The following is a 21839-nucleotide window of genomic DNA, read 5'->3' on the forward strand; positions in this document are numbered from 1 at the left end:
CACCTCCTTCCGCCGGCCCTCAACCTACCTGCCGCCGGTAGCGTTCCCGGCGTGGTGAGGTGGCGCTCCGGGACGGTGGTGTCGACCGGCCGCGCCTGGCGCGGGTCGCTCGAGCTCGTGGTCGACGTCGGGGGCCGGGAGGTGCGCGCCCTCGCGCACCCGCCCCTCGTGGGCACGCCGGAGCCCGGCGACCGGGTGCTGCTCAACGCCACCGCGCTGGAGATGGGCCTCGGCACGGGCGGCGTCGCGCAGGTGGTGGCGCTGCCCGACCGGCTGCCCGCCGACCCGCCGCCGGGCCCCGGGCACCTGGTCAAGGCCCGCTACACGCCGCTGCAGGCCACCGTCCTCGGCGTCGACGAGCAGGACTCCGAGCACCACGGGCTGCTCGAGGCGGCCGACGACCTCGAGGCGATGCCGGTGGTCGTCGCGGACCTGCACTCCGCCCTGCCGGCGGTGCTCGCGGGCCTGCGCGCGGACCGGCCGGGGGCGCGGGCGGCGTACGTCATGACCGACGGCGGCGCCCTGCCCCTGTGGTTCAGCCGCACCGTGGCCGCCCTGCGCGACGCGGGCTGGCTGGCGGGCTCGGTCACCGTGGGGCAGGCGTTCGGCGGCGACCTCGAGGCGGTGACCCTGCACACCGGGCTGCTCGCGGCGCGGCACGTGCTCGGGGCTGACGTCGCCGTGGTGGCGCAGGGGCCGGGCAACCTCGGCACGGGCACCCGCTGGGGCTTCTCGGGCGTGGCGGCCGGCGAGGCCGTCAACGCGGTCGCGGCGCTCGACGGCCGGCCGGTCGCCGCCCTGCGCGTGTCCGACGCCGACCCCCGCGAGCGGCACCGCGGGGTGTCCCACCACAGCCTCACCGCGTACGGGCGGGTCGCGCTCGCCGCCGCCGACGTGCCGGTGCCCGTGCTCGACGGCCCGTTCGGGGCCCGGGTGCGCCGCGACGCGGAGGTGCTGGCCGGGCGCCACCGGCTCGTCGAGGTGCCCGTGGGCGGGCTCGAGCCGGCGCTGCGCGCGGCGCCGGTGCGCCTGTCGAGCATGGGACGCTCGCTCGACGCGGACCGCGCGTGCTTCCTGGCCTCGGCCGCCGCGGGGCGGCACGCCGCCGGGCTCCTGGGGTGAGCGCCCCGGCGCCGCCCCCCTCCCCCGGGCTGCGGGCCCTGCTGCCCTACCTGCGCGAGCACCGGGCCGCCCTCGCGCTCGCGGTCCTGCTCGCCCTCGTCGGCTCGGCCGCGGCCCTGGCCCAGCCCCTGCTCGTGCAGCGGGTGCTCGACGGCGTCGGAGCCGGCCGGGCCGTCGGCGGGGCCGTCGCGCTGCTCGTCGTGCTCATGCTGGGCACCGCGGTCGTGTCCTCGGCGCAGCAGTACCTCCTGCAGCGCACCGGGGAGGGCGTGGTGCTCACCGCGCGCCGCGGCCTCGCCGAGCACCTGCTGCGCCTGCCCGTCGTCGAGTACGACCGGCGCGCCGGCGGCGACCTCGTCTCGCGCCTCGGCGCGGACACCACGCAGCTGCGGGCCGTCATCACCTCGGGGGCGGTGGAGGCGCTCAGCGGCGTCGTCGTGGTCGCGGGCGCCCTCGTCGCGATGCTGCTCATCGACCCGCTGCTGCTCGCGGTCACCGTCGCCGCCGTCGCCGCGGGCGCCGGGGTCGTCGCCACGGCGGCGCGGCGGCTGCGGGCGCTCTCGCGCGTGGTGCAGGAGCGGGTCGGAGACATGACCGCCGCCGTGACCCGCGCCCTGCGCGGGGTCCGCACGATCCGGGCCAGCGGCGCGGAGGAGCGGGAGGTGGCCGCCGTCGGGCGCAGCGCCGAGGCGGCGTACGGGGCCTCGCTGCGCGTCGCGCGCCTCGAGGCGCTCGTCGCCCCCGCGATGGCGCTGGCCACCCAGGGCTCGTTCCTGCTCGTGCTGGCGCTCGGCGGCGCCCGGGTCGCGAGCGGGGCGCTCGGGGTGGGAGAGCTCGTGGCGTTCGTCCTCTACCTCTTCCTGCTCGTCCTGCCGCTGGCGCAGGCCCTGCGCGCCTTCGCGACGCTGCAGACGGGCCTCGGCGCGCTCGGGCGGATCGAGGAGGTGCGGGCGCTGCCCCGCGAGACCGACGGCGACCCCGCCGCGGCTCCCCCGCCGGTGCCCGGGGCGCCCGTGCTCGAGCTCGACGGCGTGTCGTTCGCGTACGAGGAGGGCGTCCCGGTGCTGCACGCCGTGTCCTTCGCCGTGCCGCGCGGCACCCGCACCGCGCTCGTGGGGCCCTCCGGCTCGGGCAAGTCGACGCTCCTCGCGCTCGTGGAGCGCTTCTACGACCCCACGGCCGGCGCGGTGCGCCTCGAGGGCGTCGACGTGCGCGAGGTGCCGCGGGCGGCGCTGCGCGCCCGCACCGGGTACGTCGAGCAGGAGGCCCCCGCCCTCGCCGGCAGCCTGCGCGACAACCTGCTGCTCGCCGCGCCGGGCGCCACCGACGCCGACCTGGTGCGGGTGCTCGCCGAGGTCAACCTCGCCGACCTCGCCCACCGCACCCCGGCCGGGCTCGACGCCCCCGTCGGCGACGGCGGCGTGATGCTCTCCGGCGGCGAGCGCCAGCGCCTCGCCCTCGCCCGCGTCCTGCTCGCGCGCCCGCCGCTGCTGCTCCTCGACGAGCCGACGAGCAACCTCGACGCCCGCAACGAGGTCGCGCTGCGCGGGGCCGTCGACGCCGTCGCCGCGGACCGCACGCTCGTCGTCGTCGCGCACCGGCTGTCCACCGTCGTCGACGCCGACCAGATCGTCGTCCTCGACGCCGGCCGCGTGGTCGCCGTCGGGCGGCACGAGGAGCTCGTCCGCACCTCGCCGCTCTACCGGGAGCTCGCTGCGTCGCAGCTGCTGGTGGCGCGGTCCTGACCCTGCGCGCTGCATGAGGGGCACCCCCAGGCGGGTCCGGCCCCTCGGGGTGCCCCTCAGCAGAGTCGAGTCTGCTGAGGGTGCCCCTCATGCGCCCGCGGCGCCTCGGGGTGCCCCTCAGCAGGGTCGAGTCTGCTGAGGGTGCCCCTCATGCGCCCGCGGCGCCTGGGGGTGCCCCTCAGGGGGACGCACGGGGACCGGGGCGCACCGGGCGCAAGGGCGCCGAACGGGCGTGGCGGGACGTCCCGGTCATGATCCCGAAGACCCTGCAGACGGGCCGGGAGCGCTCCTACGATCCCGGCCGTGGACCGCGCCGTACGGGGGGCGCTGCGCGTCGTCGCGCCACTCGCCCTGGGGGCCCTCGTGGCCGTGCTGCTCTGGCTGCGCCTGCGCCGCGACGTGCGGCCCACCTTGTGGGCGGAGGACGGGCGCATCTTCCTCACCCGCGCGCTGCTCGACGGGACGGACGCCGTGCTGCAGCCGTACCAGGGCTCGCTGCACCTCGCACCGAGGTTCGTCGCGCTCGCGGTGGAGCGGTTGCCCGTGGAGAAGTTCGCGCTGGGCATGAACGCCGGCGCCTGCGTGCTCGCGGGGCTCGCGGCGGCCGTGGTGCTCGCCGCGTCGTCGACGCTGGTGGAGAGTCGGCCGCTGCGCCTCGGGCTCGCGCTGCTGCCGGTCCTGCTCCCGGTCCTGGGCGTGGAGGTCCTGGCGAGCGCGGCGAACCTGCACTGGCTGGCGCTGTGGGCGGCTGCCTGGGTGCTGCTCCACCGGCCCTCCGGCCCCGTGGCGGCGGTCGGCTGGGCGGTGGTGGCGCTGCTCTGCGCCCTGACCGAGATCCTCGTGGTCCTGCTGGCGCCGCTCGTGGTGCTCGTCGTCCTGCGCGCCGAGCGCGGGCGCGCGCCCGGGCACGCCCTGTGGCCCGCGGCGGCGCTGCTCGTCGGTGCCGCCGTCCAGCTCGGTGTGACGCTCGCTCAGCCGCGCTCCCGGCTGGACGTGCCGCGCCCGTCCACCGTCGAGGTGGCCGAGCTGTTCGGGCTGCAGGTGCTCCTGCCGCTGTGGACCTTCGACCCCGACCGGCTCGTGGGCCTGGCCGAGCGGGCCCCGCTGAGCCTGGTCCTCGCCGGCCTGCCGGTGCTGGGCTGCCTCGCGCTCCTGGCGCTGCCGGGGCCCGCCGCCCGCGAGCGGCGGGCGCCCGCCCTGCTCCTCGTCGCGGTCGGGGTGGCGGTGTTCTGGCTCGCCACACTGTGGAACTGGACCCCCGACAAGGAGGACCCGCGCGAGGTCGTCGAGCAGGTGGCCTTCCACACCCGCTACGCCGTCCCGGCCGGCCTGCTGGTGCTCAGCGGCGCGGTGCTCGGGCTCGACGCTGGGCTGGCCCCGCGCGAGGGCCCCCCGCGCCGCTGGCCCCGCGTGGTGGCCACCGGGCTGGCCGGCGTCCTCGCCGCCGGGATGCTGCTGGCGCTGCCGTCGGTACCGACGCGCCGCCTCGCGGAGCCGGACTGGCTGGACCTCGTCGCCGCGGGGCGGGAGCAGTGCGAGCGGCCGCGCCAGCGCACCGTGCAGCTGTGGCCGCTGAGCCCCGGCGGCACCTGGTCCGTGCGGGTGCCCTGCGCGCGGCTGAGGGGCTAGGCCCCGTGCGCCGAGGGGCGCCCCGCCCCGCGCGCGGCGGTGGCGGGGGGCCCCTCGGCGGGCTGGTGCGGCGTCAGCGCACGGCGAGCAGGTCGATGACGAAGACCAGCGTCTTGCCGGACAGGCGGTGGCCGCCGCCGGAGGGGCCGTACGCGAGGTGCGGCGGGCAGACGAGCTGGCGGCGCCCGCCGACGCGCATGCCGGGGATGCCCTCCTGCCAGCCCTTGATGAGCCCGCGCAGCGGGAACTCGATCGCCTCGCCCCGGTTCCAGGACGCGTCGAACTCCTCGCCGGTGTCGAACTCGACGCCGACGTAGTGCACGAGCACGGTGGCGCCGGCCGCCGCCTCGGGGCCGTCGCCGACGACGAGGTCGGTGATCTGCAGGTCCTCGGGGGCGTCGCCGCCGGGGAACTCGACCTCTGGCTTCTCCAGGCCGGGCTGCGACATGCGGTGTCCTCTCTCGGGTCGGGGGTGGGGTGGTGCGCCGGCGGCGCGGGCGTCAGTAGGCCGCGACGACGTCGACGACGACGGCGTACGGCGGGGTCTGCTCGCCCTGCGCCGGGATCGTCAGCAGGACCCTGCTGCCCACGGGGACGCCCACCAACCCGTCGAACGGCGAGCCCTGGCCCTGCACGCCGACCGGGCCGCCGTACGGGGTGCCGGTCTCCCACGTGGACTCCACCGGCTGGCCGGTCCAGTCGACGACCTCGTACTGCATGACCACGAGCTGGCCGGCCTCGACCGGGTCGCCGCTGCCGGTGGCCACGACCTGCTGGCCGGGCTCGGTCGGCTCGGCGGTGCCCTCGGGCACGGTGACCGTCGGGCGCTGGCCGAGCTCGCCCTCGACCTGCGGGCCCTGCGCGGGCAGCTCCTCCTGGCTCGCGTCGGCCTCGCCGGCCGCGTCGGCCCCCGCCGAGCCGACGACGTCGACGACGAAGACGAGGGTGGACCCGGCGGGGATCTCGCCCTGGGCCTGGTCGCCGTAGCCCTGCGCCGGCGGGATGGTCAGCACGGTGCGGGTGCCCGCGTTGAGCCCGACGAGGCAGGCGTCCCAGCCGGGGATGACCTGGCCGACGCCGATGGGGAACGCGGCGGGCTGGCCGCGGTCGTACGAGTTGTCGAAGACCGTGCCCTCCTTCCACGTCTTGCCGAGGTAGCCGGCGACGAGCAGGTCGCCGCTCTCGACGGGCTCGCCGTCGCCCTCGGTGAGGACCTGGCGGGTCAGGGTGGTCGGCGCGGGCTCGCCCTCGGGCAGCGTCAGCTCCGGCTTGGCGCCGGGCTCGCCGGTCACCTCGACGCCGCCGGCGCCGGCCTCCTGCGTCTCGCAGGTCGCGGCGGACGGGGTGGCCCCCGGCGTCGCACCGGGCGTGGAGCCCGCGGTGGCGGTGGCCTCGGAGGTGGAGCCGCCCGCCTGGTCGTCCTCGTCGGAGCCGCAGCCGGCGAGGGCGGTGAGGGACAGGGCGGGCACGAGCAGGAGCGCGGCCAGCGGGCGCGCGCGCCGGAGGGTGGACGGCACGGAGGGGACCTCGGGATCCATCGGGAGCAGAGGGGGACGGACCGGGCGAGCCTAACCCGCGGCGGTCCCCCCGCCCGACGAGCGGCGCCCCGGGACGGTTCCCCCGGGCACCCGCCGGTCCGGGCGGGGCGCCTCACATGCTGGCGATGAGCTTCTCCACGCGCTCGTCGACCGCCCGGAACGGGTCCTTGCACAGGACCGTGCGCTGCGCCTGGTCGTTGAGCTTGAGGTGCACCCAGTCGACGGTGAAGTCGCGGCGCTTCTCCTGCGCCCGCTTGATGAACTCCCCGCGCAGGCGCGCCCGGGTGGTCTGCGGCGGCACCGACTTCGCCTCGAACACGGACAGGTCGTGCGCCACGCGCTCGGCCAGGCCCTTGCGCTGCAGCAGGTAGTACAGGCCGCGGTCGCGGCGGATGTCGTGGTACGCGAGGTCGAGGTGGGCGACCCGCGCCGAAGCCAGGGGCAGGGCGTGCTTGGCGCGGTAGCGCTCCACGAGCTGGTGCTTCATGACCCAGTCCACCTCGCGCCCGACGAGGTCGAGGTCGCCGGTGCGCACCGCGTGCAGCGTGCGCTCCCACAGGTCGAGCACCTGCTTGACCGTGCCCTCGTCGATGCCGCGGCGCGAGGCGTAGTCGCGCGCCTTGGTGAGGTACTCCTCCTGGATCTCCAGCGCGCTGGCCTCCCGCCCGTTGGCCAGGCGCACCTTCCGCGTGCCGGTGAGGTCGTGGCTGACCTCCCGGATCGCCCGGATCGGGTTCTCCAGCGTCAGGTCGCGCATGACGACGCCGGCCTCGACCATGCGCAGCACGAGGTCGGTGGCGCCGACCTTGAGCATCGTCGTCGTCTCGCTCATGTTCGAGTCGCCGACGATGACGTGCAGGCGCCGGTAGCGCTCGGCGTCCGCGTGCGGCTCGTCGCGGGTGTTGATGATCGGCCGGGAGCGGGTCGTGGCGCTGGAGACGCCCTCCCAGATGTGCTCGGCCCGCTGGCTCAGGCAGAACACCGCCCCGCGCGGGGTCTGCAGCACCTTGCCGGCGCCCGCCACGAGCTGGCGGGTGACGAGGAACGGGATGAGCACGTCGGCGAGCCGGCTGAACTCGCCGCCGCGCCCCACGAGGTAGTTCTCGTGGCAGCCGTACGAGTTGCCGGCCGAGTCGGTGTTGTTCTTGAACAGGTAGACGTCCCCGGCGATGCCCTCCTCGCGCAGGCGCCGCTCGGCGTCGACGAGCAGGCCCTCGAGGATCCGCTCCCCCGCCTTGTCGTGGACGACGAGCTCGCGGACGTCGTCGCACTCGGGCGTGGCGTACTCCGGGTGGCTGCCGACGTCGAGGTAGAGCCGCGCCCCGTTGCGCAGGAAGACGTTGCTGCTGCGCCCCCACGACACGACGCGGCGGAAGAGGTAGCGCGCCACCTCGTCCGGGGACAGCCGCCGCTGCCCGCGGAACGTGCACGTGACGCCGTACTCGTTCTCCAGGCCGAAGATGCGGCGGTCCATGGCGACACCGTACGACCTGCGCCGGGGCGCCGCGCCCGGGACGTGCGGACGCGCCGTCGCCGGGGTACGACCGGCGCGTGACCGACGCGCGCACCGCCCCCGACGCCAGCCCCGCCACCACCCCCGGCACCGCGCCCGCGCTGCCCTCCGAGCCGCAGGGGCCCGACGCGGCCCACCGCCGCCCGCCGGGCGTCGACGACCGCACCGTCGAGGCCCTCGGCAAGCTGTCCGAGGCCCTCGAGGCCGTCGAGGTCGCCCGCGGGCACCTCTACGCGTTCCACCGCCTCAGCGGCACCGCCGACCTCACCTGCGGGCAGGCGGTCGACCTGCTGCGCGAGGCCGGGCACGACGCGCTCGCCGACCGCGTGGAGCAGGAGGTGGTCGGGCGCAACGTCATCGAGGGGCGCTGGACCTTCCAGGTCGTCGAGGACTACGACGCGACGTACTACGCGGCGTTCAAGGACGTCGAGCGCGCGGCCCGCGAGGAGCTCGTGCAGGGCCGGCGGCACCTCTACGAGGCGGAGATGAAGGAGGACCGGCGCACCCGCGGTGCCCGGCACCACGAGGCGCGCCCGCCGCAGCCCTGAGCGGCAGCCGACCGCCCGGACCGCCCGGACCGCCCGGACGGCCCGGACGGCCCGGACCGCCCGGACCGCCCGGACGGCCCGGACCGCCCGGACCGCCCGCCGCTCAGCGGCTGGGCGGCGGCGGGGTCGGGCCGGTCGGCGCGGCGCCGTCCCCGCCCTCGCCGCCCTCGCCGCCCTCGCGGCCGGGCTCGTCCGGCCCGGCGGGCTCGAACGGCCCGCCCGCCAGCGCCGTGGGGCCGGGCACGGGCCGCGCGGCGGGGTCGTCGGGCGCGGTGCCCTGCGCCGCCGGGGCGTCCGCGCCGAGCAGCCGCTCCAGCACCGCGCCCGTGAGCCGGCGGAAGGTGCGCCGCGGGCGGGACCGGTCGAGCAGCGCCACCTCGAGCTGCGCGGCGGTGAGCGTGCGCGCGGCCCCGCCGTCGCCCGCCGCCCCCAGCGCCTCGACGGCGAGCCGCAGGGCGCCCGCGAGGTCCAGCCCCTCGCGGAAGCGCTCGCCGAGGCGCGCCGCCACCTGCTCGGCCTGCCCGCCCATGGCGACGAAGCCGTGCTCGTCGGCCACGGACCCGTCGTACGTCAGGCGGTAGACCTGGTCCTCGTCCTGGGTGGCGCCGAGCTCGGCGACGACGAGCTCCACCTCGTACGGCTTGTTGGTCTCGGTGAAGATGGTGCCGAGCGTCTGCGCGTACGCGTTGGCCAGGCCGCGGCCGGTGACGTCGCGCCGGTCGTAGGAGTAGCCGCGCATGTCCGCCAGGCGCACCCCGGCCTGGCGCAGGTTCTCGAACTCGTTGTACTTGCCGACCGCCGCGAAGGCGATCCGGTCGTAGATCTCGCTGATCTTGTGCAGCGCCCGGCTCGGGTTCTCCGCGACGAAGAGGATCCCGTCGGCCGAGGCCAGGACGACGACGCTGCGCCCGCGGGCGATGCCCTTGCGGGCGTAGTCCGCCTTGTCCTTCATGACCTGCTCGGGCGAGACGTAGAACGGCATCGACACCGGGGTGCGCTCCTCGTACGGGGTGCTGGGGGGTGCTGCTGCGGGTGGTGGGGCCGGGCGTCAGCGCAGCGGCGCCGGCGGCCCGCCCGGGTGCTCCATGCGCTGGGCGAGGACGGCCTCCACGTGCGCGCCCACCTCGTCGTCGGTGAGGCGCCGGTAGCCCTCGGCCGTGACGAGCGAGACCACCGGGAAGATGCGCCGGGTCACGTCCGGCCCGCCGGTCGCGGAGTCCTCGTCGGCGGCGTCGTAGAGCGCCTGCACCGCCACGCGCACCGCGTCCTCCGGCGACAGGTCGTCGCGGTGGAGCTTCTTCAGCGCGCCCCGGGCGAACAGGGAGCCGGACCCGACCGAGTGGTAGCGGTGCTCCTCCGAGCGCCCGCCGGTCACGTCGTAGCTGTAGACCCGGCCCTGGCCGGTCTCGAGGTCGTAGCCGGCGAACAGCGGCAGCACCGCGAGCCCCTGCATCGCCATGCCGAGGTTGCCCCGGATCATCGCCGAGAGCCGGTTGGCCTTGCCCTCGAGGGAGAGCGTCGTGCCCTCCATCTTCTCGTAGTGCTCGAGCTCGACCTGGAACAGCCGGACGATCTCGACGGCGAGCCCCGCCGTGCCGGCGATGCCGACCGCCGAGTGGTCGTCGGCGTGGAAGACCTTCTCGATGTCGCGCTGGGCGATGAGGTTGCCCATCGTCGCCCGCCGGTCGCCGGCCATGAGCACCCCGCCCGGGAAGACGACCGCGACGATCGTCGTGCCGTGCGGGGCGAGGGCCGACAGGTCACCGGCCGGCACGGCCCGGCGCCCCGGCAGCAGCTCGGGCGCGGTCGCGGCGAGCAGCTCGGCGAAGGACGACGTGCCGGGCGTGAGGTACGCCGCGGGCAGGCGCCCGGCGGCGCCGGGACCGTGGGGGTCGATGGGCAACGGCTCTCCCGTTCGGGGTCGGTCGGCGGGCGTGCGGCGGTACGGCGGTCGTGCCGGTGGTGCTCCGGGGCGGTGGCGCGCGGTGGCGCGCCCTACTGCCCGCCCTTCTGGACGAAGCTGCGCACGTACTCCTCGGAGTTGACCTCGAGGGTCTCGTCGATCTCGTCGAGGATCGCGTCGATGTCCTCGTCGAGCTTCTCCTTGCGCTCGGCGCGCTCGGCGGCGCCGGCCTCCTCGGTCGCGACCTCCTCGACCTCGGCCGCGTCCTCGCTGCGGCGCCCGCGGGCCTGCCCGCCGGTGTCCCTCGTCGGCATGTCCCCCACCCCTCGTGCTCCTCGACGGCGCGACCCTGCCCGCCGCGCCGTACGGCGAACCTAGCGCCCGCCGCCGACGGCGGCGACCGGCCCCGCCGCCGGCGCGCTCAGGAGCCGGTGATGGCGCGCACGAGGTCCTCGGCGGTGGCCGAGCGCTCGAGGAGCGCGCCCACGTGCGCCCTCGTCCCGCGCAGCGGCTCCAGGGTGGGCACCCGCTGCAGCGAGTCGCGCCCGGGCAGGTCGAAGATCACCGAGTCCCACGACGCGGCGGCCACCTCGTCGCCGTACTGCGCGAGGCAGCGCCCGCGGAAGTAGGCCCGGGTGTCCTCCGGCGGCTCGGACACCGCGCGCTCCACCTCGGCCTCGGTCACGACCCGCTCGAAGCGGCCCTTCGCGGCGAGCAGGTTGTAGAGGCCCCGCTCGCGCACGTCGCTGTACTGCAGGTCGACGTGCTGGAGGCGGAAGGAGTCCCAGTCGAGGCGGTCCCGGCGCCGGTAGCCCTCGAGCACCTCGAGCTTGGCGACCCAGTCCAGCTCGCGGGAGAGCGACATGGGGTCGTTCTCCAGCCGGGTCAGCACCGACTCCCAGCGCTCGAGCACGTCGCGGGTCATGTCGTCGGCGTCGTCGCCCCAGCGGTCCTCGACGTACTTGCGGGCCTGCTCGAGGTACTCCATCTGCAGCTGCACCGCGGTGAGCCGGCGCCCGTCGCGCAGGCGCAGGACCGGGCCGAGCGAGGGGTCGTGGCTCACCGCGTGCAGGGCGCCCACCGGCCGGTCCACCGACAGGTCCACCTGCTCGAGCCAGCCGTCCTCGACCATGGCGAGGACGAGCGCCGTGGTGCCGGCCTTGAGGTAGGTCGCGACCTCGGCGAGGTTGGCGTCGCCGATGATGACGTGCAGGCGCCGGTAGCGCTCGGCGTTGGCGTGCGGCTCGTCGCGGGTGTTGATGATCGGCCGCTTGAGGGTGGTCTCCAGCCCCACCTCGACCTCGAAGAAGTCCGCGCGCTGGCTCAGCTGGAACCCCGTGCCCCGCCCGTCCTGGCCGGTGCCCACCCGGCCCGAGCCGGTGACGACCTGCCGGCTGACGAAGAACGGCGTCAGGTGCCGCACGATCTCGCCGAACGGCGTCTCGCGGCGCATGAGGTAGTTCTCGTGGGTGCCGTACGACGCGCCCTTGCCGTCGGTGTTGTTCTTGTGCAGCTGGATCGGCTGCGTGCCGGGCACCTCGGCCGCGAGGCGCGCGGCGTGGGCCATGACCCGCTCGCCGGCCTTGTCCCACAGCACGGCGTCGCGCGGGTTGGTGACCTCGGGCGAGGAGTACTCGGGGTGGGCGTGGTCGACGTAGAGCCGGGCGCCGTTGGTGAGGATGACGTTGGCGAGGCCGAGGTCCTCGTCGGTGAGCTGCGTCGGGTCCGCGCTCTCGCGGGCGAGGTCGAACCCCCGCGCGTCGCGCAGCGGGTTCTCCTCCTCGAAGTCCCACCGGGCGCGCCGGGCGCGCGAGGTGGAGAAGCCCGCGTACGCGTTGACGACCTGGCTGGAGATGAGCATGGCGTTGGCCGTCGGGTTGCCGGGCACCGAGACGCCGTACTCGGTCTCGATCCCCATGACGCGCCAGACGCTCATGCGCCGAGCCTACGTCGCGCGGGTCACGCCCGGCGCGTCCAGGTGCCGCACCCGACGGACGCCACGGCGACGTCCCCGGAGGCGAGCACGACGCTCACCCGGTGCGCGGTCGAGGGCTCCTCGCGCCCGTCGAGCACGCTCCCCTCGTCCCAGCGGAAGTCGCGGGCGCGCGCCCACACGCACGTCGAGCCGGCCGGCACGTCCACGGTCCACGTCCCCGGGGCCACGTCGACGCCGACCCGCCAGCGCCCGTCGACCAGCGCCTGCGGGCGGGGCAGGTCGCGCGGGGTCACCTGCACCCAGGGCGCGCACCCGGCGCTCTCGAAGAGGGCGTCGCCCCGGCGCACCTCGGCGTAGACGCTGCGCTCGCCGTCGGCGGTCGCCACGTAGTCCCCGGCCACCGGGGCCGCCGAGCTGTCGAGCCCGGGGTAGGCGTTCCACCAGCAGGCCTCGGAGCCCGCCGCCACGGCCGAGCGGTAGAGGCCGGGCTGCACCTGCGTGCCGACCCGCAGCGCCGCGGTGCCGGGCAGGGTGACCCGGGGGCGGCGGGCGGCGAGGGTGTCGTACCCGTCGCCGTTCCAGTCGCCCACGAGCACGGCGTCGGTCGCGGTGCCGAAGGTGACGGTCTTCGCCACCGGGCCGCCGGGGCGGGCGGTGAGCAGGTACTGCGCGCCGCGCCGCGCGCCGAGGGTGTCGCGCCCGTCGCGGTCCCAGTCGCCCACGACCACCGGCCAGTACGCCCGGCCGAACGCGAACGTGCTCGTCACCCGGCCGCCGTTCACGCCGGTGAGGAAGAACGTGGCCCCGCGGCGCAGCCCGACGGAGTCGCGCCCGTCCCCGTCCCAGTCGCCGACGAGCGGCACGTCGCTCGCGCGCCCGAAGGCGTACGAGCGCTCCGGCCCGCCCGGGCGGTCCACGGAGGTCACGACGTTGCCCCGGCGCACGGCCAGGGTGTCCTTGCCGTCGCCGTCCCAGTCGCCGACGAGCGCCTGGTCGGTGACCAGCCCGAGCGCGGTCCGCGCCGTGGGGGCCGCGCCCAGGGCCGGGGACAGGGCGTACGTCGCGCCGGTGCGCACGGCGAACGTGTCCTTGCCGTCGCCGTCCCAGTCCCCCACGAGCACGACGTCGCCCGGGCCGCCGGTGGCGAGCACGGTGCCGACCGCGGGCGTCGGGGAGGTCGAGTCCGTGAGGAAGTAGTGCTCCCCCGGCGCCGCGGCCGCCGCCGCGGGGGCAGCGGTGACCAGCACGCCGGCGCAGAGGCCGGCCAGCACCGCGCCGACCGCGCCGACGGCCGTCGTCCGCGCCGACCCGGCCCCGAGGCGCCCCGTCGGCCGGCGCAGGTGCAGCATCTTGTCCCCCTCGTCCCCCGGGCCGCTCCCGGGTACCGGCCCCATCGGCGGGGCCGGGCCGGTCCTGAGCGGTCCGTGAGGACGAGGAGGACGAGGAGGACGGGGAGGACGGGGACGGGGCTAGAGGTACTGCCCCGTGTTGGCGACCGTGTCGATCGAGCGCCCGGCCTCGGTGCCCTGCTTGCCCTGGATGAGCGTGCGGATGTAGACGATCCGCTCGCCCTTCTTGCCGGAGATCCGGGCCCAGTCGTCGGGGTTCGTCGTGTTGGGCAGGTCCTCGTTCTCCTTGAACTCGTCGACGCACGCCGCGAGCAGGTGGGAGATGCGCAGGCCCCGCTGGCCCAGGTCGAGGAAGTCCTTGATGGCCATCTTCTTCGCCCGGTCCACGATGTTCTGGATCATCGCGCCGGAGTTGAAGTCCTTGAAGTACAGGACCTCCTTGTCCCCGTTGGCGTACGTCACCTCGAGGAACCGGTTCTCGTCGACCTCGGAGTACATCCGCTCGACGGTGCGCTGGATCATCGCCTGCACCGTGGCCCGCGGGTCGCCGCCGTGCTCGCCCAGGTCGTCCGGGTGCAGCGGCAGCGAGGGCTTGAGGTACTTGGAGAAGATGTCGCGCGCGGACTCCGCGTCGGGCCGCTCGATCTTGATCTTCACGTCGAGCCGGCCCGGGCGCAGGATCGCCGGGTCGATCATGTCCTCGCGGTTCGAGGCGCCGATGACGATGACGTTCTCGAGGCCCTCGACGCCGTCGATCTCCGACAGCAGCTGCGGGACGATGGTGTTCTCGACGTCGGAGCTGACCCCCGAGCCGCGGGTGCGGAACAGCGAGTCCATCTCGTCGAAGAACACGATGACCGGCGTGCCCTCGCTGGCCTTCTCGCGGGCGCGCTGGAACACCAGGCGGATGTGCCGCTCGGTCTCGCCGACGTACTTGTTGAGCAGCTCCGGGCCCTTGATGTTGAGGAAGTACGACTTCCCCTGCGGCTTGCCGGTGACCTCGGCGACCTTCTTCGCCAGCGAGTTGGCGACCGCCTTGGCGATGAGCGTCTTGCCGCAGCCGGGCGGGCCGTAGAGCAGGACGCCCTTGGGCGGGCGCAGCTCGTGCTCCTTGAACAGGTCCGGGTGCAGGTACGGCAGCTCCACCGCGTCGCGGATCTGCTCGATCTGCCCGCCGAGGCCGCCGATCTGGCGGTAGTCGATGTCGGGGACCTCCTCGAGGACGAGCTCCTCGACCTCGGCCCGCGGCACCTTCTCGTACACGTAGCCCGAGCGGGGCTCCAGCAGCAGCGCCTCGCCGGCGCGCAGCGGCTCGTCGCGCAGGGGCTCGGCGAGGCGGACGACCTTCTCCTCGTCGGTGTGCCCCATGACGAGCGCGCGCTCGCCGTCGGCCAGCAGCTCCTTGAGCATGACGACCTCGCCGACGCGCTCGAAGCCGAGCGCCGCGACGACGTTCATCGCCTCGTTGAGCATGACCTCCTGGCCGCGCACCAGCTCGTCGCGCTCGACCGCCGGGCTGACCGTCACCCGCAGCTTGCGCCCGCCGGTGAAGACGTCGACCGTGCCGTCCTCGTGCCCCTCGAGGAAGACGCCGAAGCCGGCCGGCGGCTGGGCCAGCCGGTCGACCTCCTCCTTGAGGGTGACGATCTGGTCGCGGGCGTCGCGCAGCGTCTGCACGAGGCGCTCGTTCTGCGAGGTGACCCCGGCCAGCTCGGCCTGCAGCTGCGCGAGGCGGTCCTCGAGCGCGCGGGCCCCGCGGGGCGACTCGGCGAGGCGGCGGCGCAGCGCACCCACCTCCTCGGTCATGTCGGACAGGCGGCGCCGCAGGTCGTTCACCTCGGCGCCGGCGTAGCGCTCGTCGTCGTGGGCGGGCACGGCTGTCACCTCCCTGCACTCGGACGGACCCGGCCTGGCGCCGGCCCTCCGTCCCGTCCGACCCTACCCGTGCGCGGTGCGCGCGCGAGGCGGGGCGACGGTGATCGTGTCGCTCCCGTGACCACGGCGCGTACGGGTCCGCTCGACGCCCCGTGCAGGGGCGGCGGACGGCCCCGGGGTGGTGCCTCCGGGGCGCTCAGCGGGGCGGCGCCGGGACCTGGCGCAGGCCCGTCCCGGCCCACCGCCAGGCCTCGCGGACCGTCGTGTCGGGGCAGCAGCGGGGCACCGTCGGGGACGAGTAGCCGGTGCCCGTCACGAGCACCGTCGCGGCCCCGTCGGCGGCCCGGCCCACGTCGACGCCGTCGACGAGGACGCCCCGCGACGGCGGCAGGAGCACGGCCAGCAGGCGCGGGGCCACCGCGGGACCGGCCAGGGCGACGACCGCGTCCGGTGGGCTGCCGGCGCCGGCGTCGCAGCGCGCGACGGCCACCGCGTCGGGGGTCCCGTCGCCGGTGAGGTCGTCCTCGACGACCTCGCGCACCTGCACGCGGCGCTCGCCGCAGTCCACCGGCAGCAGCCCGGCGACGTCGGTGCCGGCCCAGGCGGGGCTCGGGTCCGGGTCGCCGCCGGCCCCCGTGGCGCCCGGGAGGGCCTCGGCCGTCGGTCCCTGCGCGGCGGGTCCGCCCGCGCCGGGGGCGGGCCCGGGCAGCTCGGTCGCGGGACCGCGGGCGGCGTCGCGGGGCGGCACCGGGGCGCGCCCGCCGGCGACCACCCAGGCCGAGAGCAGCCCGAGCAGCACGACGACGAGCACCACCGCGGCCACGGCGGTGCGCCGGTCGGCCTCCCCCCGCGGCACGGTCCGTCCCCGCTAGGGCAGCGGGCCGCGCTCGGCGGCGCGCTCGGCGCCGCTGGGGCGCTCGGCCGGCGCGTCCGGCGCCTCGTCCTCGCCCGTGCCGTACGCGCCCTTCGCCGGGCGCCGCCGCCGCAGCGGCGGGGCGGTGCCCTCGGCGAGCCGGCGGCTCGTCAGCAGGAAGCCGGTGTGGCCCACCATCCGGTGCTCCGGGCGCACGGCCAGGCCCTCGAGGTGCCAGCCGCGGACCATGGACTCCCAGGCGTGGGGCTCGGTGAACGTGCCGTGCGCGCGCAGGGCCTCGGCCGTGCGGGACAGCTGGGTCGCCGTCGCGACGTAGCAGATGAGCACGCCGCCGGGGACGAGCGCGCGCGACACCGCGTCGAGGCACTCCCACGGGGCGAGCATGTCGAGCACGACGCGGTCGACGTCGGTCTCGTCGAGGCTCTCCTGCAGGTCGCCGACGGTGAGGCGCCAGGCGGGGTGCGGGCCGCCGAAGAACGTCTCGACGTTGCGCTGGGCGACCTCGGCGAAGTCGGCGCGGCGCTCGTACGACATGACCCGGCCCTCGTCGCCGACCGCGCGCAGCAGCGACATGGTGAGCGCGCCCGAGCCCACGCCTGCCTCGACGACGCGGGCCCCCGGGAACACGTCGGCCATCTGCACGACCTGCCCGGCGTCCTTGGGGTAGACGACCGCGGCGCCCCGCGGCATCGACAGCACGAAGTCCGCGAGCAGCGGGCGCACCGCGAGGTACGGCACGCCGCCGGTGCTCGTGACGACGACGCCCTCCGGCCCGCCGATGATCTCGTCGTGCCCGAAGGAGCCCTTGTGGGTGTGGAAGGCCCGCCCCGGCTGCAGGGTGATGGTGTGCATCCGCCCCTTGGGGTCGGTGAGCTGGACCTGGTCCCCCGGCTTGAAGGGGCCCCGCCGGTGGGCGGCGCCGGTGGGCGTACGGGTCTCGGGCGCGTCGGTCACGGGCGCTCGGGCGCGGTGGGGGCGGGGATCACGGGCGTCGAGCCTAGCCGCTCGCGGGGGCCCCGCCGCTCACGGCGGGGCCCGCCGCTCAGCGCGGGGCCTGCCGGGGCTGGGGGGCCTGCGGGGAGAGCACGCGCTCGACGTCGCTGAGCACGAGCACGCCGTACACCAGGCCCTGGCGGTCCTTGAGCAGGTACTCGGGCGCCGGGCGGCGGTTGATGGCCTCGACGAGCGGCTCGCCCTCGAGGTCCGCGTCGAGGACGAGGTCCGGGTCGAGGCGGCGGGCGACGTCGCCGACGGGCACCCACGGCCGGCGCTGCTCGGGCATCGCGGCGACGGCCGCCTCCTCGACGATCGCGACCGGGCGGTCGGCGGCGTCGACGACGACGAGGGCCCCGGCGCCGGCGGCCTGCGCGCGGCGCACCGCCTCGGCCACCGGCAGGTCGCGCGGCACGGGCACCGCGCGCCGGGCCAGGCGCCGCGCCACGAGCCCGGGCAGGCGGGCCCGCGTGCGGGCCCCGGCCAGGGCCTGCCCCGCCCCGACCCAGATGAAGGAGCCGAGGAAGACGCCCCAGACCACGGTGAGCAGCGGCAGGCGCCCCTCGGTGAGCGAGGCGACGACGAGCGGGCCGGCCACGAGCAGCACGGCGAGCGCGCGACCGACCCAGGCGGCGGCCACCGTGCCGGCGAGGCGGTCCCCCCGCAGGCGCCACACGAGCGCCTCGAGGACGAAGCCGCCGTCGAGCGGCAGGCCGGGCAGCAGGTTGAAGACCGCGACGACGAGGTTGGCCCACGTCAGCGCCGAGGCCAGCTCCCCCACCACCGTGCCGGGCTCGGCGACCTGCAGCACGAGCCAGCCCAGGCCCGCCAGGACGAGGTTGAGCACCGGGCCCGACACCGACACCAGCAGCGCGCGCAGCGGCGTCTGGGGCTGCCGCTCGATCTCGCTGACCCCGCCGAGCAGGTGCAGCGTGATCCGCTTGACCGGCAGGCCCATCCGCAGCGCCGTGACCGAGTGCGCGAGCTCGTGCACGAGCACGGAGACGTAGAGCAGCACGGCGTAGGCCAGGCTGACGAGCCAGCTCAGCTCGCCCAGCTGCGGCAGGGCGCGAGCGACCTGCGGCTGGAACACCCAGGTGATGAGGACGGCGACGAGGAACCACGAGGGCCCGACGACGACGGGGACGCCGAAGGGGCGTCCCAGGACGATCCCGCCCGTACCGCCCCTGGCCTGCTGCGCGCTCGCGCCGTGGTCGTGCACCCGCCCAGGCTAGGTGCTGCGCCCCCCCGCCGCCGCGCCGCGCCGCCCGCCGGTGCTTGCAGGCGGAAACGCGCCGCGCAGGGGGTCCCCGGACCTCTAGCCTCGGCCTCGTGATCACCCCTCCCACCGGCCTCGACAGCACCGCCACGACGACCACCGCCGCCGCGCGGGCCACCGACCTGCGCAAGGTCTACGGCTCCGGCGACACCCAGGTGACCGCGCTCGACGACGTCACCGTGTCCTTCGCCCGCGGCGAGCTCACGGCGATCATGGGCCCGTCCGGGTCCGGCAAGTCCACGCTCATGCACTGCCTCGCCGGCCTCGACGACGTGACGTCCGGGACCGTGCACGTCGGCGACACCGAGATCACCGCCCTCGACGACAAGCGCCTGACGCTGCTGCGGCGCGACCACGTCGGCTTCGTCTTCCAGTCCTTCAACCTGCTGCCGACGCTCACCGCGCTGGAGAACATCACCCTGCCGATGGACATCGCGGGGCGCACCCCCGACCGCGCGTGGCTCGACCACGTCGTCGACACCGTCGGGCTGCGGGACCGGCTCGGGCACAAGCCGGGCGAGCTCTCCGGCGGGCAGCAGCAGCGCGTCGCGTGCGCGCGGGCCCTGGCGAGCCGGCCGGAGATCGTCTTCGCCGACGAGCCCACCGGCAACCTCGACTCGCGCGCCGGGGCCGAGGTGCTCGGCTTCCTGCGCGCCAGCGTGCGCGACATGGGGCAGACGGTCGTCATGGTCACGCACGACCCCGTCGCGGCCTCGTACGCCGACCGGGTCGTCTTCCTCGCCGACGGGCGGATCGTCGACGAGATGCGCGACCCGACGTCCGAGCGGGTGCTCGAGCGGATGAAGCGGTTCGACACCGCCGGCCGGAGGTCCTGACCCGTGCTGCGCGCCTCCCTGCGGAGCCTGCTGGCGCACAAGCTCCGCCTCGCGCTGAGCGCCGTCGCCGTGGTCCTCGGCGTCGCCTTCGTCGCCGGCTCCCTCGTGTTCACGAGCACGCTGAGCCGCACCTTCACCGACCTGTTCGAGAACATCGCGGCCGACGTGACGGTCACGCGGGCCACGAGCTTCGACCAGACCGTCGTCACGTCCTCCACGGCCGGCCCGGAGACGGGGGTGCCGGAGGCGGTGCTCGACGACGTGCGCGCGGTCGACGGGGTCGCGACCGCCGTGGGCGACGTGCAGACCGACGGCGTGTTCGTCGTCGACGCCCAGGGCGACGCGGTCGGCGGCACCGGGGCCCCGGGCCTCGGCATCAACTGGGACGAGACGCCGGGCGTCACCGTGACCACGCTCACCGAGGGCCGCGGGCCGCAGGGCCCCGGCGAGATCGCGGTCGACACGCAGACCGCGGACCGGGCGGACCTCGCCGTCGGCGACCGCGTACGGCTCATCACGCCCGCCGGCCCGCGCGAGGAGCAGCTCGTCGGGGTGTTCCGCTTCGGCGAGTCCGGCGGGCTCGCCGGCGCCTCGCTCGTCGCCTTCGACACCGCGACCGCGCAGTCGCTCACCGGCGCCGAGGGCTTCTACTCCAGCATCTCGGTCGACGCCGAGGACGGGGTCGGCGAGGAGGAGCTGCGCGACGCCGTCGCGGCCGCCCTGCCCGACGGCTTCGAGGCGAAGACGGCCACCGAGATCACCGACGAGGGCGCCGACGCGCTCGAGCAGAGCCTCAGCTTCATCAACGTCTTCCTGCTGGTGTTCGCCGGGATCGCCCTGTTCGTCGGCTCCTTCATCATCCTCAACACGTTCTCGATGATCGTCGCGCAGCGCACCCGCGAGCTCGCGCTGCTGCGCGCCGTGGGCGCCTCGCGGGCGCAGGTGACCCGCTCGGTGCTCGTCGAGGCGCTGGCGGTCGGCCTGCTCGGCGCCGTGCTCGGCCTCGGCGTGGGCGTCGGGCTCGCCGCCCTGCTGCGCTGGGTCTTCGGCCGGGTCGGGCTGCAGCTCGACGGCGACCTCGTCGTCGAGCCGTCGACGGTCGTGTGGTCGTTCGTCGTGGGGGTCGGCGTGACGCTGCTCGCCGCGTACGTCCCCGCGCGCCGCGCCGCCCGGGTCCCCCCGGTCGCGGCGATGCGCGACGACGTGGCGATGCCGGAGCGCTCGCTGCGGGTGCGCCTCGTCGTCGGCGGGGTCCTCGCGGCGCTCGGTGCGGCCGCCCTGCTCGGTGGGCTCGCCACGGACGACGGGAGCACCGCCGCCCAGCTCGTCGGCGCCGGCGCGCTGCTGCTCGTGGTCGGCGCGATCGCGCTGAGCCCGGTCCTGAGCCGCCCGGCGCTGCGCGTCCTCGGCGGCTGGTACCCGCGCGCCTTCGGCGCGGTCGGGCGGATCGCCACCGAGAACGCCCGGCGGAACCCCCGGCGCACCGCGGCCACCGCCAGCGCGCTCATGATCGGCCTGGCCCTCGTCGCGTCGATGAGCGTGCTCGGCGCCTCGGCCAACGCCTCGGTCGACCGGCTCGTCGACGAGGCCTTCGGCGCCGACTACGTCGTCTCCAACGCGGTGGCGACGCCCTTCAGCGCCGAGCTCGCGGCCTCGGCGCGCGAGGTCGAGGGGGTCGAGGCCGTGTACGAGCAGCGCTTCGGCCAGGCCCAGGTCGACGGCGGCACCATCGGCCTGACCGGCATCGACCCCGGTGCCATCGGCACCGCGCTCACCACCGAGTTCGTCGCCGGCTCCGCCGCGGGGCTGGAGGAGGGCGGCGTGCTCCTCGACGAGGGCACCGCGGAGTCCCGCGGCCTCGGCGTCGGCGACGTCGTCGCCCTCACCCCGCCGTACGGCGACGGCCGCGACCTCGAGGTGCTCGGCGTCTTCACCGAGAACGCCGGCCTCGGCGAGTTCACCGTGTCGCTGTCCACCTTCGACGCGCTCGGGTACAGCCGGCAGGACAACTTCGTGTACGTCCTCGCCGAGCCCGGCGCCGACCCCGCCGCGGTGCGGGCGGGCCTCGACGCGGTCGTGGCGGACTACCCCGTCGTGGACCTCGCCGACCAGACCGAGTTCAAGGAGGACCAGAGGGCGCAGATCGACCAGCTGCTGACGATCATCTACGCGCTGCTCGCCCTCGCCGTCGTCATCGCGGTGCTCGGCATCGTCAACACCCTCGCGCTGTCGGTCATCGAGCGGACCCGCGAGATCGGCCTGCTCCGCGCCGTCGGGATGTCGCGGCGCCAGCTGCGCCGGATGGTGCGCCTGGAGTCCGTGGTCATCGCCCTGTACGGCGCCGCCCTCGGCATCGTCCTCGGCCTCGTCTTCGGGATCAGCCTGCAGCGCGCCCTCGCCGGCCAGGGCATCGAGGTGCTCAGCGTCCCCGTGGTGACGCTGCTGCTCTTCCTCGTCGTCGCCGCGGTCGTCGGCGTCCTCGCCGCCGTCTGGCCCGCCCGCCGCGCCGCCAAGCTCGACGTCCTGCAGGCCATCACCACGACCTGAGCCGGGGGCCGGGCGGCCGGGGTGGGCCGGGCGGCCGGGGTGGGCCGGCCGCTGCTGCGCGCCAGTGTCCGGTTCGCGCACACGACGTCGTCCCGGCGGCGGCGTGTCCCGCCGTCCTGCGCGGGACGCGCCGCTGCGGGCGACGGGTCGTG

The 21839-nt window shown here is 76.2% G+C and carries 18 protein-coding genes; 6 read left to right on the top strand and 12 right to left on the bottom strand.

Annotated features, from left to right (window positions below):
- The first annotated feature begins 51 nt into the window (after positions 1-51).
- The 3 genes from D5H78_RS17375 (at position 52) to D5H78_RS17385 (ending at position 4496) form a co-directional block, all read left to right on the top strand.
- Positions 52-1122: a DUF3866 family protein gene (locus tag D5H78_RS17375; protein ID WP_218566750.1), complete on the top strand. Its 1071-nt coding sequence runs from the start codon at positions 52-54 to the stop codon at positions 1120-1122.
- Positions 1119-2867, top strand: coding sequence for an ABC transporter ATP-binding protein (locus D5H78_RS17380; RefSeq protein WP_218566751.1), 1749 nt, complete (start codon positions 1119-1121; stop codon positions 2865-2867). Before D5H78_RS17375 ends, D5H78_RS17380 begins: the two co-directional genes overlap by 4 nt.
- A 303-nt stretch (positions 2868-3170) precedes the next feature.
- The gene (locus D5H78_RS17385) at positions 3171-4496 is read left to right on the top strand and encodes a hypothetical protein (protein WP_119951767.1); all 1326 of its coding nucleotides are present in this window, start codon (positions 3171-3173) and stop codon (positions 4494-4496) included.
- Positions 4497-4569: 73 nt separating this feature from the next.
- On the opposite strand, the gene D5H78_RS17390 is transcribed toward D5H78_RS17385, so the two are convergent.
- The 3 genes from D5H78_RS17390 to pafA all read right to left on the bottom strand — a co-directional run bounded on the left by D5H78_RS17390 (position 4570) and on the right by pafA (position 7508).
- Positions 4570-4944: an FKBP-type peptidyl-prolyl cis-trans isomerase gene (locus D5H78_RS17390; protein WP_119951768.1), complete on the bottom strand. Its 375-nt coding sequence runs from the start codon at positions 4942-4944 to the stop codon at positions 4570-4572.
- Positions 4945-4996: 52 nt separating this feature from the next.
- The gene (locus D5H78_RS17395; protein WP_165865786.1) at positions 4997-6013 is read right to left on the bottom strand and encodes an FKBP-type peptidyl-prolyl cis-trans isomerase; all 1017 of its coding nucleotides are present in this window, start codon (positions 6011-6013) and stop codon (positions 4997-4999) included.
- Between the two features lie 133 nt (positions 6014-6146).
- Positions 6147-7508 (bottom strand): Pup--protein ligase, encoded by a 1362-nt coding sequence (gene pafA / locus D5H78_RS17400; protein ID WP_119951770.1) that lies wholly within the window; start codon positions 7506-7508, stop codon positions 6147-6149.
- Between the two features lie 140 nt (positions 7509-7648).
- Between pafA and D5H78_RS17405 the strand changes: the two genes are divergently transcribed.
- Positions 7649-8095 carry a hypothetical protein gene (locus tag D5H78_RS17405; RefSeq protein ID WP_119951795.1) on the top strand — a complete coding sequence of 149 codons (447 nt, stop codon included), beginning with the start codon at positions 7649-7651 and terminating at the stop codon, positions 8093-8095.
- 103 nt (positions 8096-8198) lie between these two features.
- On the opposite strand, the gene prcA is transcribed toward D5H78_RS17405, so the two are convergent.
- The 9 genes from prcA to D5H78_RS17455 form a co-directional block, all read right to left on the bottom strand.
- On the bottom strand, positions 8199-9083 hold the full coding sequence (prcA, locus tag D5H78_RS17415; RefSeq protein ID WP_119951771.1) for a proteasome subunit alpha: 885 nt from the start codon (positions 9081-9083) through the stop codon (positions 8199-8201).
- Positions 9084-9143: 60 nt separating this feature from the next.
- Complete coding sequence (gene prcB / locus D5H78_RS17420; RefSeq protein ID WP_119951796.1) at positions 9144-9992, bottom strand: proteasome subunit beta; 849 nt, start codon at positions 9990-9992, stop codon at positions 9144-9146.
- A 98-nt stretch (positions 9993-10090) separates the two neighbouring features.
- Positions 10091-10312 carry a ubiquitin-like protein Pup gene (locus D5H78_RS17425; protein ID WP_119951797.1) on the bottom strand — a complete coding sequence of 74 codons (222 nt, stop codon included), beginning with the start codon at positions 10310-10312 and terminating at the stop codon, positions 10091-10093.
- 107 nt (positions 10313-10419) lie between these two features.
- Positions 10420-11934: a depupylase/deamidase Dop gene (dop, locus tag D5H78_RS17430; RefSeq protein ID WP_119951772.1), complete on the bottom strand. Its 1515-nt coding sequence runs from the start codon at positions 11932-11934 to the stop codon at positions 10420-10422.
- 23 nt (positions 11935-11957) lie between these two features.
- Entirely contained in the window at positions 11958-13283 is a 1326-nt protein-coding gene (locus tag D5H78_RS17435) for an Rv1352/Rv1906c domain-containing protein (protein WP_119951773.1), read from the bottom strand.
- A gap of 120 nt (positions 13284-13403) precedes the next feature.
- Complete coding sequence (gene arc / locus D5H78_RS17440; protein WP_425472975.1) at positions 13404-15119, bottom strand: proteasome ATPase; 1716 nt, start codon at positions 15117-15119, stop codon at positions 13404-13406.
- 235 nt (positions 15120-15354) lie between these two features.
- Positions 15355-16014 (bottom strand): hypothetical protein, encoded by a 660-nt coding sequence (locus D5H78_RS17445; RefSeq protein ID WP_119951774.1) that lies wholly within the window; start codon positions 16012-16014, stop codon positions 15355-15357.
- Between the two features lie 12 nt (positions 16015-16026).
- Entirely contained in the window at positions 16027-16986 is a 960-nt protein-coding gene (locus D5H78_RS17450) for a tRNA (adenine-N1)-methyltransferase (protein WP_245941697.1), read from the bottom strand.
- A gap of 88 nt (positions 16987-17074) precedes the next feature.
- Positions 17075-18247 carry a site-2 protease family protein gene (locus D5H78_RS17455; RefSeq protein WP_218566755.1) on the bottom strand — a complete coding sequence of 391 codons (1173 nt, stop codon included), beginning with the start codon at positions 18245-18247 and terminating at the stop codon, positions 17075-17077.
- Positions 18248-18357: 110 nt separating this feature from the next.
- Here D5H78_RS17455 and D5H78_RS17460 point away from each other — a divergent pair, with 110 nt between their 5' ends.
- A complete protein-coding gene (locus D5H78_RS17460) occupies positions 18358-19140 on the top strand; it encodes an ABC transporter ATP-binding protein (RefSeq protein ID WP_119951775.1) in 783 nt (260 codons plus the stop codon).
- A 3-nt stretch (positions 19141-19143) separates the two neighbouring features.
- Positions 19144-21687 (top strand): ABC transporter permease, encoded by a 2544-nt coding sequence (locus D5H78_RS17465; protein WP_119951776.1) that lies wholly within the window; start codon positions 19144-19146, stop codon positions 21685-21687.
- The last annotated feature ends 152 nt before the right edge of the window (positions 21688-21839 follow it).

Origin of the sequence: Vallicoccus soli (genome assembly GCF_003594885.1) — a bacterium.
In the GTDB taxonomy this organism is placed as follows: domain Bacteria; phylum Actinomycetota; class Actinomycetes; order Motilibacterales; family Motilibacteraceae; genus Vallicoccus; species Vallicoccus soli.